Below are 15447 nucleotides of genomic sequence, written 5' to 3' on the forward strand. Positions count from 1 at the left end.
TCGAGATGTCCGCCTCGACGTTACAAAATTGTTTGTGAAAACTGACATCAAAGCAACCATTGTTCGTTTCTTTTGAGTTTCGCAATTACCTAATTAATTCATCTGAGAAAGGATTCCTATGCAAAAAAATAAACGCCGCTGGCTTGGCTTGTTCCTACTGGTTATATTAATCATGACCCTAGTATCCGGATGCCAAAGCCAAACCATTGCATCCGTTGGGCCAACCAAAACCGTGACGGACTGTATGGATCGAGAGGTTGTCATTCCCGCAGATCCTCAGCGGGTTGCCTGTCTTTATGCCTCCACTGCTCATATTATGGCAATGCTAAATCAGCAAGACAAGATTGTCGGTATTCCCAATGGCATCAAGCGGGATGTTTTAATGACTTATAAACGGCCGGATATTGACTCCATATCGGTGCCCTTTCAGGAAGGCTCCATTAACATTGAAGAACTTCTGGCCACCAACACCGATTTGGTTCTGATTCGCGAAAGCACCGCCCAAAATAAGGGGGAGGTAGAAAAACTCGATAAAGCCGGTATTCCCTGGGTGGTAGTGGATTATGCCAGCCTGGAAGAATTGGAAAAAGCCATTACCGTTGCCGGGAATGTTTTTAATGAAAGCGAACGGGCCGAAGGTTTTAACAGCTATGTCCGGGATACGCTTGCTCTGGTTGAACATAGAGTCTATGGGATTCCGGATTCTTCCCGGGTTGCGGTGTATCATGCGGTTAATGAAGCCGCCCGGACCGACCTTAACGGTGATCTGTGTTCCCAGATCACCGACGTTGCCGGCGTAATTAATGTTTCCACCGAAGGAGGCAGCCTGATTTCTGATGCAGAAAAGACGATGACCACATTGGAACAGATTTATACCTGGAACCCTGATGCCATTATTGCCAATGATGCCAATACCACAAAATACATCCTCACTGATTCCAAGTGGACCGGGCTTAACGCCGTTAAAAATAAGCAGGTCACAACTTTGCCCGTGGGGGTCACCCGCTGGGGCCACCCGGGATCCATTGAACCCCATATGGCGGCACTTTTTATTGCCAAGCTTTTTTATCCTGACGCATTTACCGATATTGATCTGGTTCAAACCACCAGGGATTATTATAAAAACTGGTTTGATCTTGATCTCACCGATGAAGCGATAACCGATATTCTCTCCGGTGAAGGAATGCGGCTTTCCAAATAAGATTATTAATAATTCGAAAAAGACTCATTTATTTTATCCGAAGCAAACCATAAACATGTTCAAAATATGATTGTTTGGTCAATTTATGACGAAAGTGTGATTGCTATTAAGGCAAAAGTATTATAGAATATACCTATAGCGCAAATAGGAGAAAAACAATATGCAAAGAAAACCTTTTACACTCCTTGTCATTTTTATGATTTTCACACTTCTTTTAGCAGGATGCACAAAAGAAGTTGACGGAGAGAATACCTACATATCAATCATGTCAGTTCCTACTGAAGCAATTATTCCTAATGGACTTATACTTGATTCCATCTTAAGCATTTCTAATACCGATCCTGCAAACCCTGAGGCCCCACCTACCACTGCTCAGCTTGGTGTCTTTGGTTATACAAACAAACAAGGTGAGGTTCATTACTATGTGTATGGAAAAAAAGAAGCGGTCGACGGTGAAGCCATCCACCTTATCGAACAGGGTTTTTATCCTGTTAACTATAGCAGGGACAATGGCGCAATCACACTATCACTAAAAGACAATGCTTCCCCTATCAATAAACTTGATCTTGGCGTGGGTACTCCAACCCTATTCCAAGATGAACTTCCATTAAGCTTTTATACTCCAACTGAGTTACCCGGTGTATATACCTTCGCTGATGCTAACGGCAAAACCAACTTTAGAGTGTATTCAACTTTCCTTGGCGAAAATGGAAACTTTTTTCCAGCTGGCGAGGATGGCACTATGGTAGCTGGTTCCCTTCCCATTAATATCAGTATCGAAGAGATTCTTCAAAGTCAGGGATCGAATGCTGCCTCTCGTTTGCTGACCACACCCATTGAATGTACCAACATCCCAACCTCATTCCAGCAATAACCTGAGCATTAAAAAAGAACCGGCATTTTCTGCCGGTTCTTTGCGTTTGTCGATTAAACCGTCCTGGGGACAATGGTAAATCGTTGTCGGCTGCATGATCGGACAGGCTCTGCCTGTTCGCCATGATGCCGACAACTGATGTTACGATTGTCCCCAGGACTTACTTTCTAGTTTGTAAAAATACTAACGCAGTACAGACAATTGTTACATCGTGTTGTGTGCATCAAGGCGAACAGTCCTAAGACTGTACGAATTGAAGCACACAACTGATTAACATTTGTTGGTACGGTAGGCTCGACAGCCATTTCTATTATGTAGACCGAAAGATCGTCATAATTTTAGTCAAATATCGGCTTAAAGCCTGGGTTTTTGTGGGCTTTAAAACACATCACCAATTGCTCCATTGTTGTCCGTCCCAAAGACAGTGGCGGAAGGGCATCCAAAGAAAAAAAGCGACTTTCCTCGGTTTCGGTATTTTTTTGAAAATTTCCCTCTAATAAATCACAGAGCATAATGATCTTGTAAATGGTATAGGGACAGGTATCCTGTACCCATTTGCTGCGATCCAGCACTGCCACCAATCGAGTGGGTTCCACCAAAACCCCGGCTTCCTCAAAGGCTTCCTTTTTCACATTCTCACCGGGACTGCGATTCACATCGCCCCAGCCGCCGGGCAGGGACCAGCAGCCATCAATCTTTTCTTTAACTAAAAGGATTTTATCCTCCACAATGATGGCTCCTCGGACATCCACCTTTGGTGTTAAGTAACCTTTTTCTCTCAGATAATAGTCTTTAACGACCTCTTTAGGTACCTCTGTATGTTTTTCAATAATTTCCCGGGATAATTTTTCAATTTCTCTATATCGATCTAAGTCATATTCATTTTTACAGTAAGACAAACCTGCCTGAGATATTGATTGTAATTCTCTGGCCCATACGATCCATTGTTTTTCCATTGCTTTTATAGGAGCTTTTGCTCCTCTCCTTTCTATTTTTTTGAATTATCTGTTTCTTTTTTTATAATTTATGCTATAATCAAATTAGAATAATTCTAATTCATATATGTTTATCTTTCTTTTTTTAGGGTATAAAGTATATGAACACCAATTACGACTCAGGAGGTCTATTATGTGTAAAGAACCAAAATTTTTAGTCTGTAAACACTGTGGCAACATGGTTAGCATGATTCATGAATCAGGCGTTGAAATGATATGCTGTGGTGATCCCATGACTGTTATGATTCCTAATACGACTGATGCCGCTCAGGAAAAACATGTTCCTGTAATCACTGTTAATGGCACTACCGTTACGGTTGATATCGGAAGCGCTCCCCATCCAATGACTCCGGAACACCATATAGAATGGATATTCCTTGAAACAGCCGAAGGCAGACAACGTAAATGTCTGGCACAGGATGGCAAACCACAAGCTGTCTTCGAATTAACAGCTGGAGACAAAGTTATTTCTGCTTACGAATATTGCAACCTTCATGGTTTATGGAAAGCTGCTCTCTAATAGAATCTTTAACAAAACCCCTCAAGCTGCCTTTTTAAGGCAGCTTTTTTAGGCTGTCGGCAAACTCGTCCCGGGGACAATGGTAAATCGTTGTCGGCTGCATGATCGGACAGGCTAGGCCTGTTCGCCATGATGCCGACAACTGATGTTACGATTATCTCCAGGACTTACTTTTCTGCTTTGTCGACAGTCTGAAGCTATCTATTTAAAGCAGCTTTTAGGTTGAAGTGATCTTAAAAAAATTCGTCGATAAATTCATTATAGGTGCCATTGTAAAGATTCATATCAATAAAGGTTTCACTGCCCGTGTAACCATCTAAAACATTTCGGTGGCTGAATTGCCATAATGTCCACTCTTCGCCATTTGTAAGGGTATCCGGCCAATTATTGTCAAGATCCACAATCCATATTTTATAGTCTTTATAATCGGTTCCGATGTACATATCAAATAAGTACTGATTGGTATAAATAATCGGTTTTACCTTGTAAGTATTCTCAAGTTCTTTCATAAACTCATCTAAAATCACTTTTACTTTTGCCTTTTCCATCGGTGCTGCCTCATAGGCGCCATACAATTCCATATCAACCACCGGGGGCAAATTCTTATTTGAAACCGGCACATTGTCGATGAAATTTTTGGCCTGCTCTTTTCCGGTACTGTCATAACTCAGGAAGTGATAGGCTCCCACTTTTAACTCAGTTTTTTGGCTTTCTTCCCAGTTCATCTTAAATTTTTCATCCACATAATCATTGCCTTCGGTGGCTTTAATATAAGCAAAGTCGATATTTTGTGCGGCCAAAAGATCCCAGTCGATATCCCCCTGATACGCAGACAAGTCAACTCCTTTAACCACATGTTCATCCCCTTTTCCGCCAAATAAATTGCTATAGCCATAAATAATCAGGGCAATAAGAATTAATATTCCAATCCCTGCGACTAATGATATCCATTTTTTTTTACTCATCAATTGTTCCCCTTTTTCGTTATAATAATGTCCATATCATTATACCAAAGATTTTACTGGTAGAAAAGCCTGTTAAGCAGTTATAATATAACTATTATGGTGATTTCCCTCGCGAATCATTCTTTTGTCACCAATTTCACAAGGAGAAACTATGAATACAATAACTCGTTTATCGCCTGAGCTCCAGGTCAAGCTCATTATGCTTCAAAATAAAATCAAGGGCCTCAACAAGGTTTGTGTGGCTTTTTCCGGGGGTGTTGATAGCACATTGCTCTTAAAAGTTGCTGTTGACGTGCTTGGGAAGAATGTTATGGCCATTACCGTTAATGGGGCCATGCTTCCGGATTCTGAATTTTCAGAAGCTCAGAACCTGGCTAAAACGATTGGTATTACACCCCTTATTATTGAAGCCGATGTTTTTTCACTGAAAAGCTTTGTCGAAAATGCTTCGGATCGCTGTTATCATTGTAAAAAATTTATTTTTTCCCAAATAAAAGACGCCGCCATCCAAAATCACTGTGAGGTTATTTTAGACGGCTCCAACCTCGATGATCTCAAGGATTATCGGCCAGGAATCCGAGCCCTGGGTGAACTGGGCATTTACAGTCCCTTAAAGGATGCCGAGCTTACCAAGCAAAACATTCGGGAACTTTCTGCTTATTTTGGACTGGCCACCGCTACAAAACCTTCGATGGCCTGTTTAGCGACCCGTATTCCCACCAATACGCCAATCACTCCCGAAGCTCTTAGAGCCGTTGAAGTCGGGGAAGATTATCTGAAAAGCCTCGATTTAAACCAATACCGGCTCCGACTGCTCGGAGATACCGGGAAAATCGAATGCGATCCCAAAGATTTTGAAACCATTCTCGCCCACCGCATGACCTTGGTGAGTCTCTTGAAAAACTTAGGCATAAAAACCATCACCCTGGATTTAGCCGGTTATGGCTGTGGAAACATGAACAAATAAAAGGTAATTGCAAAAGTGCTGTGAGCTTTACTATCAGTTTCGCAGTTAGCTGTGAATAACCACTAATAGAATAAAAAAAGGGCGTCCATGATTATTTTTCATGGACGCCTCAGACTGTTGATAAAATAGAAAAGTAAGTCCTATAGACAATCATAACATCAGTTGTCGGCATCATGGCGAACAGGAATCGCCAGTACGATCATGCAGCCGACAACGATTTACCATTGTCCACAGGACGGGTTTGTCGATAACCTCAAGCGTCCATGATAACTTATCATTGACGCTTGTTTTGAATATTTAATTCCCTATTTTTTAATAATCCTCATTCAATTCATCCAAATCCTGATACATCTGATACAAATCGTAATAAATCCCCTCACTTTTTATGAGTTCTTCATGGGAACCCTGCTCGACAATGCCTTCCTCTGTGAGAACAAGAATAATATCCGCATTTCGGATGGTGGTAAGACGATGGGCAATCGTAAATGTGGTTCTCCCCTTGGTAAGTTTTTCCAGGGAGGTCTGGACAATGCGTTCACTTTCATTGTCCAATGCCGAGGTGGCTTCATCCAAAATCAGAATCGGGGGATTCTTCAGAAATACCCGGGCAATGCTGATGCGTTGCTTCTGGCCGCCGGAAAGTTTGACCCCGCGTTCACCCACATAGGTATCATATTGCTTGGGTAATTGCATAATAAAATCGTGGGCACCGGCCTGGGTTGCCGCAAGGATAACGTCTTCTCGGGATGCGTCAGGACGTCCGTAAATAATATTTTCATGAATGGTTCCGGAAAATAAATACACATCTTGCTGAACTACCCCTATCTGGGTCCGCAGGGAATGTATGGTCAGATTTTTAATATCCTGTCCATCAATTAAAATTCTTCCTGAAGAAACATCGTAAAACCGTGGAATTAAATGGCACAGGGTGGTCTTGCCACTTCCGGACGGCCCCACAATAGCAATGTTCTGCCCCGGGGATACCTCAAGATCAATGTTTGAAAGCACTTCGTTGTTACCATCTGAATAATGGAAACCAACCCCTTCAAAACGGATGTCACCCTTGACATTGGTTAATTCTTTGGCCCCCGGTGCATTGGTTATTTCCGGTGGTTCATCCATGATTTCAGCAAATCGTTCAATTCCTGTCATGCCTCTTTGAAACTGCTCAGAGAACTCCACAATCCGCCGGATCGAGGTCAGCAGGGTGGCGACATAGAGAAGGTAAGCCATAAAATCTCCCGGGCTAATGGTGCCATTAATCATAAACAGGGATCCGCCCACAACCACAAGACTATACATGAGTCCGTCAAATAATCGGGTAGTTGTTTGAAAACCCGCCATATAACGGTAGGTGTCTTTTTTAATATCAAGAAAGATACCATTGCCCACATCAAACTTTTCCTCTTCAATGGCCTCATTGGCAAAGGATTTAACTACCCGAATACCCAGCAGATTATCTTCCACCTGGGCATTTATTTCTCCTGTCTGAACCCGGGAGCGTTTAAAGGCTTTGCGCATTCGAATCCGGAAATAACCGGTTGTCAGCAGCATAATCGGCAAGGCCGAGAAAATAACCAGGGTTAGCCATATGTTGATGTTCCCTAGAATCACAAAGGCCACCGAAATTTTAATACCGGCAATTAAAAATTCTTCGGGGCAATGATGGGCAAACTCGGTAACGTCGAAAAGATCCGTAGTAATACGTGACATCAGCTGCCCGATTTTAGTATTGCTGTAAAAAGAATAGGAAAGCTTTTGCAGATGACTAAAAAGATCATGGCGCATATCGGTTTCAATTTTCGCTCCCATGACGTGGCCGATGTCCGCCATATAATAATTGGCAACCCCGTCAATGAGCCTTAATATCACATAAAAAAGTCCCAGTGATAAAATTACTTCCACGGTGAGACTGGCCATATCGTTAATGGCTTTATCCGTAATAAAGCGAATGATCAGCGGCAGAACCAGCTCACATACAGTGGTTAATGATGCACAAAAGAGGTCCAATGCCAAAATCCACTTGTATTTTTTATAGTAGGGTACAAAACGTCGTATCAGACTCGTATTTTTATGTTGTTTTTCCAATTTTCCCCCCCGTTTTTCTTTTGTGCTTAAAAAATCCCAATGATTCACCACTGGAATTTTCAGTCTATTTGAATTTAAGTTTCTATTTTTTCTATTTCCTTGACCATGGCATTGCGACCTTCAACCCCGGTGACAATAATTTCACTGCCGACCGGAATAACCATCTCATTTTCAGAATTTCTGGCGGACCATATTTTACCATCCAGACTCACCGCTCCCTGGGCCTTAAGGTTATTTATTTCTTTAACCACCGTTCCCCGTTTTAAAAGAATTCGGTTTGCTTTTTTTGATGGCCTTTTTTGTTTCGAATATCTTTTGATAAAAGGCTTGGTTCCGATTAAAAGAACAATTGAAACACTGAAAAAAAGAATACCCTGCAGCATCTGGCTGCCACCCAAATAGGACGTGATCAGAGCCACCAACGCTCCAATGCAAAACCAGATAAAAATTAATGTTCCAGTGGAAATCACCTCTGCTGCCAGAAAAACAACAAATAAGATTAGCCATATTAAAGTCATATTCATTTTTTCACCTCCTTCAAATTTTATTACTGTTATATTATACCCCATATCCCTAATAATTTTAACAAAACTTGGGCGGAAATCACAACAATTTTGGAAAGAGCACCTGCTTTTGAAATTAAAAAAGGGCGATGCAAAATATTACAGCCAAGAATTGGCTCTAATATTTTTGCACAGACCCTTTAAACTATTTTTAACACTTTTTTAATTTGTTTTATTATCTGTCATAATTTCTTTTAATGAGGTTGCCAGTCCTGCCAAACCCTGAATATCTGATGGGATAATAATTTTTGTTGCTTTTCCATCAGCTACTTTTTCAAAGGTTGATAAGCTTTTTAATGCGATGACCGACTGAATCGGGTCTGAGAGATTAAGCATTTTAATCCCCTCAGCTACTGCATGCTGAACCTTGATAATAGCCTCTGCTTCACCTTCAGCCCGTCTTATCTGAGCTTCGCGGTCGGCTTCGGCACTGAGAATGGCCGCGGCCTTAAGTCCCTCTGCCTGTAAAATAGCGGATAGTTTCTGACCTTCAGCTACTAAAATATCACTGGCCTTTTCACCTTCAGCCTGGAGAATTTTTTCCCGGCGTTCCCGTTCGGCCTTCATCTGTCGTTCCATGGCATTGCGGATGGCTTCCGGAGGCATGATATTTTTAAGTTCAACGCGATTGATTTTTATCCCCCAGGGATCGGTGGCTTCATCGAGGATCACCCGCATTTTTGTGTTGATGACATCTCGGGAGGTGAGTGTCTGATCCAGTTCCATGTCCCCGATGATATTACGCAGGGTTGTGGCGGTCAGGTTCTCAATGGCTTTCATGGGATTATCCACACCATACATATACGCTTTTGGTTCGGTTACCTGCAAATAGATAACCGTATCGATTTGCATGGTTACATTGTCTTTGGTAATAACCGGCTGTGGTGGAAAATCCGCCACACTTTCCTTTAAACTGACCCGTTTTGAGATGTGATCAAAGATGGGAATGGCCATATGAAAACCCGTTTGCCAGGTTGTATGATAGGCCCCAAGACGCTCCACCACAAAAGCAAAGGACTGGGGGACAATTTTGGCATTTAATACCACAATTACCACCACAATGATTAAAATTATTCCTAGTATAATTATCGACATTTTTATCTCCTTAAATTTTTTATTTTTTTTCCATGGCCTTGACCATGGCCTTGACGCCTTCAATGGCGATGACGATGACTTCTTCTCCCGCCGGGATGATTTCTTCACCTTCCGAATTTCTGGCGGTCCAGGATTTTCCGTCAACTTTAATGGCACCGTGACCTTTGAGGTTATTAATCTCTTCGGTGACAACACCCCGGGCCTGAAGGATGCGATCGGCATTCGTTTTCGTTATTTTAGGCCGCACATATTTTTTTATCAACGGTCTGGTTGCCAACAGCAGAACAATGGACACAATTAAAAATATTACAACCTGAAGAATCGGGTTGCCGCCAAAATATGCGACTACCATCGCTGCCAGCGACCCGACACAAAACCAGATCGAAACTAACGCGCCGGCGGTAATCACCTCTGCAATCAAAAAAACAATGAACAGGATGAACCATACAAGGATCATATTCATTTTTTCACCCCCTTAATCTTATATATACGCATATTATAACCCAAATACCAAAAACTGAGCGAATTTTTAGAAGATTGTTTATTTTTTTCTTGCACTGTTTGATTTTACGTGTATAATTAGAGACAAGTGAATAAAAAAGCGAACATATGGTGCCTTAATTTTAAGGAGAATAGGGAATCGGGTGAAAATCCTGAGCGAACCCATCACTGTAAGGGCGGAGCAAACCACAAGAACCACTGTTTTTTTAATGGGAAGGTGTGGCATGCGTTGATCCCCAAGTCAGGAGACCTGCCTATGTATCGGTTGGGTATGAATGAAGGTAAAGTTCATGGCTATTAATTTATTAATAGCTGTGAGCTTTTTTATTACCAAAAAACGGTTTGCAAAAATATTTAATCCGATCAAAATCAGGAGGAAACCATGACAATTTTAGAAAAAGCGCGTGCCGGTGAAATCACCGCGGAAATGATTTATGTGGCTGAAAAAGAAGGCATTGATCCTGAGATCATCCGCCAGGGTGTCGCAACCGGAGAAATCGTCATTTTAAAAAGTGATCGTGCCAATATCAACCCGGTAGCTGTGGGTAAAGGTCTTTTCGTTAAAGTATCTGCCAGTGTCGGCATGTATGAAAAGGATGACACCATTGATGGTGAAATGAAAAAGATTGCCTCTGCCATTAAAGCCAAAACCGATACACTGATGGATTTAAGTGTCTGCGGTCCCATTGACGCCATGCGTGAAAAGGTTCTCTCCACAGTGGACCGTCCGGTGGGAACCCTGCCCCTTTATCAAACTCTAGCCGTTGCTCAGAAAAAATACGGTACGGCTCTGAATATGACTCCCGATGATATGTTTGATATGCTTGAAAAACATGCTTCTGAAGGCGTCAGTTTTTTAGCCCTCCATTGCGGTACCACCATGGATGTCATCAACCGTGCCAAAGAGGAGGGCCGAATTGATCCGCTGGTTAGCTACGGTGGATCCCATCTGATCGGCTGGATGGTTCACAATCATTGTGAAAACCCCTTCTTTGCCCAATATGATCGGGTCCTGGCAATCTGCAAAAAATATGATGTGGTGTTAAGCTTTGCCGATGGTATGCGCCCAGGCTGTATCGCTGATTCACTGGATGGTGCCCAGGTTCATGAACTGGTTATTCTCGGCGGCTTGGTTAAAAAAGCGAGAGCAGCCGGCGTTCAGGTGATGGTCAAAGGTCCGGGACATGTACCCTTGGATGAAATCCAAACCACGGTTCAGTTGCAGAAAAAATTATGCGGCGGTGCTCCCTACTTTGTCTTTGGTTGTCTGCCCACCGACTCCGGGGCCGGTTCCGATCATGTGACCGGAGCTATCGGCGGCGCCATTGCCGCTTACTACGGCGCCGACTTCCTCTGTTACGTGACCCCGGCCGAACACATCGGCATGCCGAATGCCGATGATGTGTACCTGGGCGTTATGGCCAGTCGCATTGCGGCCCATGCCGGGGATGTTGCCAAGGGTCATCCGGCTGCCAAGGCCTGGGATCTGGAAATGTCCGTTGCCCGCCGAGAACTGAACTGGGGTCGGCAAATGGAATTGGCCATTGATCCTGAAGAAGCCTCACGGGTTTGGAAAGATCGCAGCACCAACTTCTCATCCGAATGCAGTATGTGTGGCGATTTTTGTGCCATGAAAATAGTCGGCAAATATTTACGTGACGAAAACCAGGAAGCGAGGACAATATAATGACACAAATGCTAAAAGCCCGTGCGGGAAAAATTACCGAAGAAATGGAAATGGTAGCTCTTCAGGAAGGTTATACCCCTGAATTTATACGAGCAGGCGTTGCCTGTGGAAAAATTGTTATTCCTAAAAACAAAAATCGCCAGCGTTCAAAAATTTGTGGGATCGGTAGCGGACTGGATGTCAAAGTCAACGGCCTGATGGGCACATCCGGAGATCGGGACGATATGGCAATGGAAGTCAAAAAATTACACATAATCGAAGAAGCCGGGGCCCATGGGTTTATGGATTTAAGTATGGGTGCTGATATTGATGCCATGCGTACACTCAGCCTTGAACAATCAAACATCGCTGCCGGCTGTGTTCCAGTTTATCAGGCCTGTAAAGAAGCGGCGGAGAAAAGAGGCCTGATGGTCAATATGACCTCTGACGACCTTTTTGCTGTGGTTGAAAAGCAATGTCAGGCCGGCATGGATTTTATGGCGGTTCACAGTGCCTTAAATATGGACGTTCTTAAAATATTAAAGAAAACCGGTCGTATTGCCGATGTGGTCAGCCGGGGTGGATCACTCCTGACTGGATGGATGTTCCACAATGACAAGGAAAACCCCTTATATGCCGAATTTGACCGGCTCCTGGAAATTCTCAAGGCAACTGATACCGTTTTAAGCATCGGCGATGCCATCCGCCCGGGTGCTAATGCTGACTCCCTTGATCAGGTCCACCTCCGTGGCCTGATGGTTGCCGGCGAACTCACCAAACGAGCCCTGGAAGCCGGCGTCCAGGTAATGGTTGAAGGCCCTGGTCATGTGCCGATTAATCACATTGCATCCGCCATGCTGTTGCAAAAACGACTGTGCTTTGATGTCCCCTATTATATTCTGGGCTTCCTAGCTACCGATGTTGCTCCCGGCTATGACAATATCACCGGTGCCATTGGCGGTGCTTTTGCGGGAATGCACGGTGCTGATTTCCTATGTTACCTGACCCCTGCTGAACATTTAGGCCTCCCTAACGAGGAAGATGTGCGTATCGGTGTGGAAACAACCCGCATCGCTGCCAATTGTGCCAATGTATTGAAACGTGGTGGAAATGCCTGGAATCGCGATTTAGCCATGTCCCGAGCTCGGGTTGGCCGAAACCAGGAAGACCAGGTTAAAAATGCCATTAATCAGGCTAACCTTATTGCCGCCTTTGCTGCCCAGAACCCTTCAGATGGCTGTGTGGTTTGCGAAGACACTCGTTGTCCTGCTGATGTGGCTGCTGAATTCTTCGGCATCGCCTAAAACGGAATTCTTTGAAAGGATACGATTATGATAAATACTAAGTATACCCTTACACAGGTTATTGAAAATACCGAACCGGCTGATCCCAAATGGCAGGCCGCTGCCCGGGATCACATTGAAAAGCTGGCCATTCCGCCCAGGAGCCTGGGACAGCTCCTGGTTGTCGCTGAACAGCTGGCCGGAATCCAACGGACCATTCGGCCCAACGTGGATAAGAAATTGGTTATTACCATGGCCGGGGATCATGGCGTCGTTGCCGAAGGTGTTTCTGCCTTTCCTCAGGAAGTAACCCCCCAAATGGTGGAAAACTTTGTCAAAGGCGGAGCCGGCATTAATATTCTGGCCAAGACCTCCGGCGCCGATGTGATTGTGGTGGATATGGGTGTGGCTGTGGATATGCCCCGTCTGGTTGAAAGCGGAGCCATCATCGATTGCAAGATTGCTTATGGCACCAAAAACTTTGCCAAGGAACCGGCAATGACCCGGGAACAGGCCATTGCAGCCATCGAAGCGGGTATTAATGTCGCTTCCAAAGTCATCGAAGAACAGAGCGTTAATCTCCTGGCCACCGGAGACATGGGGATTGGCAATACCACCCCCAGTGCCGCAATTTTGGCTGTTATGGCCGAGTATCCGGTTTCTTCGGTTACCGGGCGGGGTACCGGCATCGATAATGCCACCTTACTGAATAAAATCAAGGTTATTCGGGATGCAATTAACCTGCACCAACCGGATAAAAATGATCCCCTTGATGTCCTCGCTAAAATTGGTGGCTTTGAAATCGCCGGAATAGCCGGTGTCATCCTCGGTGCCGCCTACCATCAGGTACCGGTACTGGTCGACGGATTTATTTCCACTGCTGGAGCCTTGATTGCCAAAGGACTGTGCCCACAATGCCTGGATTATATGATTCCCTCCCATCAATCCGAAGAACCCGGCCATCAACTCATGTGGCAGGCTCTGGGACTTCGTCCTCTGCTCAACCTGAATTTCAAACTGGGCGAAGGAACCGGAGCTGCTGTTGCCATGCACCTGGTTGAATCTTCTGCCCGGGTAATGTGTGATGTGCTGACTTTTGAAGATGCGGGAGTAACCAACGGCCATGAAGGGTTATGATCCCCATACCCCTGGCGGGCAGTATTTAGAGGATCTTGCCACGGCATACTGGGTTTCGGATGCTCTTTTTACAGCTTTGGAAATGGACCTCTTCGCAATAATTGACCGCTTTGGCACCCAAGGGGCAACGCTTTTGGAACTTTCAAAAGAAATGACCTGTGATTCCAAAGCTTTGAATCGTTACCTTGAGCTACTCATTAGTCTCGGTCTTTTAGGACAATTTCAAACCGTATACTATAATACGCTTCTAACCAAAGAATATTTACTCAAAGAAAGTCCTCTCTATCAGGGGGACTCTATTCTGTGGCGTAAAAACCTCAGTTCCGATTGGAACACTCTCAAAGATTCGTTAAAAGCCGGCGGACGGGTTAATTTTTTACCTGCGGATATCAGTGAAACTTCCATGGATGCCCGCCGGGAGAACTATATTAAAGCGATGGATAATGTCGCCAAACTTAAATCCGCAGATTGTACCACTTTTTTCAACCAGCTCAAGGGCGAAATTCTGGATGTCGGCACCGGTTCCGGAGCCATGGCCCTGGCTTTTCTAGAAAAATTTCCCGATACCACCGCAACCCTTGTGGATATTGAGCAAATCCTTCCCCATACACAAAAAATTGTGGATCAGACTTCCTTCAAGGATCGAGTCCAATATCATTCCTGTAACATTCTTGAACCGGAATGGGGACTGCCTAAAAAATACAAATTGATTATTTTGTCCAACATCATCCACGCCTATGCTGAAGCTGAAAATGAATTAGTCTTGAAAACCGCAGCCAATCTGCTGGCCAAGGATGGGATCATCCTCATCCATGATTTTTTTACTGAACATTTTCCGGTGAAGGCCCGGCTTTCGGATGTTAACATGATGCTCAACACCTATAATGGAAAGGTTTTTTCGGGCGCCTGGGTCATTGAGGAGCTAAATAAAAATCATTTAGCCACCACTTCCCTGATTCCGTTGGAAACGGATACTGCTCTTATCTTTGCGGCCAAAATATCGAAGGTCCTGGATCATTTAGCGATCACCCCGACCCTTAAGCTGATTCATCCCATTAAAGAGCTGGGCTTTGATGATGTGCTAGAAATTTCCCCGACATCCGTGGTTGTTTCGGATTTCCCCAAAAACAAATGTCGTTTTGGCTGCAGCTCCTTTGATGAGAAACATTGTGAAGCCAATGAACTCTCGCTGGATGAAACCAGGGCCCTGCTATCCGGTTATAAAAAAGCCCTCCTATTAAAAGGTGAGCCGCCCACCGGTGACTTTCAGCGAAAAATGCTGCAAGCTGAAAAGATTGCTTTTACAACCGGTTATCATAAGGCCTTTGTTTTTTGGGCCGGCCCCTGCACCATCTGTCCCAAATGCGATCCTAACCTGCCCTGTAAAAATACCAAAAATCGCCGTCCCTCGATGGAAGGCGCCGGCATTGACGTTTTTGAAACCGTGCGAAACAACGGTGAAGTTATAAGTACGCTGGCCAACGGCGATGCCGTGGTTAAATATTACGGACTGTTACTGCTGGAATAAGCTACATTAATTAAAAATAAGAAGTAATTGCGAAACTACCGTTAGCTTCGCTGCCAGTTTCGCA

15 protein-coding genes and 1 riboswitch are annotated in these 15447 nt (G+C 44.2%); of the genes, 8 read left to right on the plus strand and 7 right to left on the minus strand.

The genetic code is table 11. The annotated features are described in order from the left end of the window. Positions 1-118: 118 nt before the first annotated feature. Complete coding sequence (locus tag AKG39_RS16170; protein WP_050741450.1) at positions 119-1201, plus strand: ABC transporter substrate-binding protein; 1083 nt, start codon at positions 119-121, stop codon at positions 1199-1201. Between the two features lie 160 nt (positions 1202-1361). Beyond that, positions 1362-2075 (plus strand): hypothetical protein, encoded by a 714-nt coding sequence (locus AKG39_RS16175; protein ID WP_050741451.1) that lies wholly within the window; start codon positions 1362-1364, stop codon positions 2073-2075. Here AKG39_RS16175 and AKG39_RS20130 read toward each other — a convergent pair. Then, positions 2061-2210: a hypothetical protein gene (locus AKG39_RS20130; protein ID WP_160316208.1), complete on the minus strand. Its 150-nt coding sequence runs from the start codon at positions 2208-2210 to the stop codon at positions 2061-2063. The two genes, AKG39_RS16175 and AKG39_RS20130, sit on opposite strands and share 15 nt — an antisense overlap. A gap of 203 nt (positions 2211-2413) precedes the next feature. Further along, a complete protein-coding gene (locus AKG39_RS16180; protein ID WP_050741452.1) occupies positions 2414-3031 on the minus strand; it encodes an NUDIX hydrolase in 618 nt (205 codons plus the stop codon). 172 nt (positions 3032-3203) lie between these two features. Here AKG39_RS16180 and AKG39_RS16185 point away from each other — a divergent pair, with 172 nt between their 5' ends. Next, positions 3204-3590: a desulfoferrodoxin family protein gene (locus tag AKG39_RS16185; RefSeq protein ID WP_050741453.1), complete on the plus strand. Its 387-nt coding sequence runs from the start codon at positions 3204-3206 to the stop codon at positions 3588-3590. Between the two features lie 233 nt (positions 3591-3823). Here the strand turns inward: AKG39_RS16185 and AKG39_RS16190 are convergent, their stop codons facing one another. After that, a complete protein-coding gene (locus tag AKG39_RS16190) occupies positions 3824-4555 on the minus strand; it encodes a GH25 family lysozyme (protein WP_050741454.1) in 732 nt (243 codons plus the stop codon). Between the two features lie 151 nt (positions 4556-4706). On the opposite strand from AKG39_RS16190, the gene larE reads away from it, so the two are divergent. Beyond that, the gene (gene larE, locus AKG39_RS16195) at positions 4707-5522 is read left to right on the plus strand and encodes an ATP-dependent sacrificial sulfur transferase LarE (protein ID WP_050741455.1); all 816 of its coding nucleotides are present in this window, start codon (positions 4707-4709) and stop codon (positions 5520-5522) included. A 312-nt stretch (positions 5523-5834) separates the two neighbouring features. Here larE and AKG39_RS16200 read toward each other — a convergent pair whose 3' ends face one another. From AKG39_RS16200 to AKG39_RS16215, 4 genes are all read right to left on the minus strand, one after another. Further along, entirely contained in the window at positions 5835-7610 is a 1776-nt protein-coding gene (locus AKG39_RS16200; protein ID WP_050741482.1) for an ABC transporter ATP-binding protein, read from the minus strand. 74 nt (positions 7611-7684) lie between these two features. Continuing rightward, on the minus strand, positions 7685-8134 hold the full coding sequence (locus AKG39_RS16205; protein WP_242852641.1) for an NfeD family protein: 450 nt from the start codon (positions 8132-8134) through the stop codon (positions 7685-7687). Positions 8135-8335: 201 nt separating this feature from the next. Continuing rightward, positions 8336-9268 (minus strand): SPFH domain-containing protein, encoded by a 933-nt coding sequence (locus AKG39_RS16210; RefSeq protein ID WP_050741457.1) that lies wholly within the window; start codon positions 9266-9268, stop codon positions 8336-8338. A 19-nt stretch (positions 9269-9287) separates the two neighbouring features. Then, positions 9288-9731 carry an NfeD family protein gene (locus tag AKG39_RS16215; RefSeq protein WP_050741458.1) on the minus strand — a complete coding sequence of 148 codons (444 nt, stop codon included), beginning with the start codon at positions 9729-9731 and terminating at the stop codon, positions 9288-9290. 130 nt (positions 9732-9861) lie between these two features. Beyond that, a riboswitch (cobalamin riboswitch) is annotated at positions 9862-10041 on the plus strand. A 110-nt stretch (positions 10042-10151) separates the two neighbouring features. Between AKG39_RS16215 and thiC the strand changes: the two genes are divergently transcribed. The 4 genes from thiC to AKG39_RS16235 are packed head-to-tail and all read left to right on the plus strand — an operon-like array spanning position 10152 to position 15383. Then, positions 10152-11456, plus strand: coding sequence for a phosphomethylpyrimidine synthase ThiC (thiC, locus tag AKG39_RS16220; RefSeq protein WP_050741459.1), 1305 nt, complete (start codon positions 10152-10154; stop codon positions 11454-11456). Next, positions 11456-12739: a B12 lower ligand biosynthesis ThiC-like protein BzaB gene (gene bzaB, locus AKG39_RS16225; protein ID WP_050741460.1), complete on the plus strand. Its 1284-nt coding sequence runs from the start codon at positions 11456-11458 to the stop codon at positions 12737-12739. The genes thiC and bzaB overlap by 1 nt, the downstream gene beginning before the upstream one ends. Positions 12740-12766: 27 nt before the next feature. After that, the gene (gene cobT, locus AKG39_RS16230; protein WP_050741461.1) at positions 12767-13855 is read left to right on the plus strand and encodes a nicotinate-nucleotide--dimethylbenzimidazole phosphoribosyltransferase; all 1089 of its coding nucleotides are present in this window, start codon (positions 12767-12769) and stop codon (positions 13853-13855) included. Then, positions 13842-15383: a DUF2284 domain-containing protein gene (locus AKG39_RS16235; RefSeq protein WP_050741462.1), complete on the plus strand. Its 1542-nt coding sequence runs from the start codon at positions 13842-13844 to the stop codon at positions 15381-15383. Before cobT ends, AKG39_RS16235 begins: the two co-directional genes overlap by 14 nt. Positions 15384-15447: the final 64 nt, after the last annotated feature.

The organism is Acetobacterium bakii (genome assembly GCF_001263355.1).
Classification (GTDB): Bacteria; Bacillota; Clostridia; order Eubacteriales; family Eubacteriaceae; genus Acetobacterium; species Acetobacterium bakii.

Excerpts from the sequence above, each read along its gene's own strand:
- AKG39_RS16210 (WP_050741457.1), bottom strand. The coding sequence starts at position 9,268 with ATGTCGATAATTATACTAGGAATAATTTTAATCATTGTGGTGGTAATT.
- AKG39_RS16205 (WP_242852641.1), bottom strand. The coding sequence starts at position 8,134 with ATGAATATGACTTTAATATGGCTAATCTTATTTGTTGTTTTTCTGGCA.
- bzaB (WP_050741460.1), top strand. The coding sequence starts at position 11,456 with ATGACACAAATGCTAAAAGCCCGTGCGGGAAAAATTACCGAAGAAATG.
- AKG39_RS16175 (WP_050741451.1), top strand. The coding sequence starts at position 1,362 with ATGCAAAGAAAACCTTTTACACTCCTTGTCATTTTTATGATTTTCACA.
- AKG39_RS16215 (WP_050741458.1), bottom strand. The coding sequence starts at position 9,731 with ATGAATATGATCCTTGTATGGTTCATCCTGTTCATTGTTTTTTTGATT.
- AKG39_RS16170 (WP_050741450.1), top strand. The coding sequence starts at position 119 with ATGCAAAAAAATAAACGCCGCTGGCTTGGCTTGTTCCTACTGGTTATA.
- AKG39_RS16190 (WP_050741454.1), bottom strand. The coding sequence starts at position 4,555 with ATGAGTAAAAAAAAATGGATATCATTAGTCGCAGGGATTGGAATATTA.
- cobT (WP_050741461.1), top strand. The coding sequence starts at position 12,767 with ATGATAAATACTAAGTATACCCTTACACAGGTTATTGAAAATACCGAA.
- AKG39_RS16185 (WP_050741453.1), top strand. The coding sequence starts at position 3,204 with ATGTGTAAAGAACCAAAATTTTTAGTCTGTAAACACTGTGGCAACATG.
- AKG39_RS16180 (WP_050741452.1), bottom strand. The coding sequence starts at position 3,031 with ATGGAAAAACAATGGATCGTATGGGCCAGAGAATTACAATCAATATCT.
- AKG39_RS16235 (WP_050741462.1), top strand. The coding sequence starts at position 13,842 with ATGAAGGGTTATGATCCCCATACCCCTGGCGGGCAGTATTTAGAGGAT.
- thiC (WP_050741459.1), top strand. The coding sequence starts at position 10,152 with ATGACAATTTTAGAAAAAGCGCGTGCCGGTGAAATCACCGCGGAAATG.
- larE (WP_050741455.1), top strand. The coding sequence starts at position 4,707 with ATGAATACAATAACTCGTTTATCGCCTGAGCTCCAGGTCAAGCTCATT.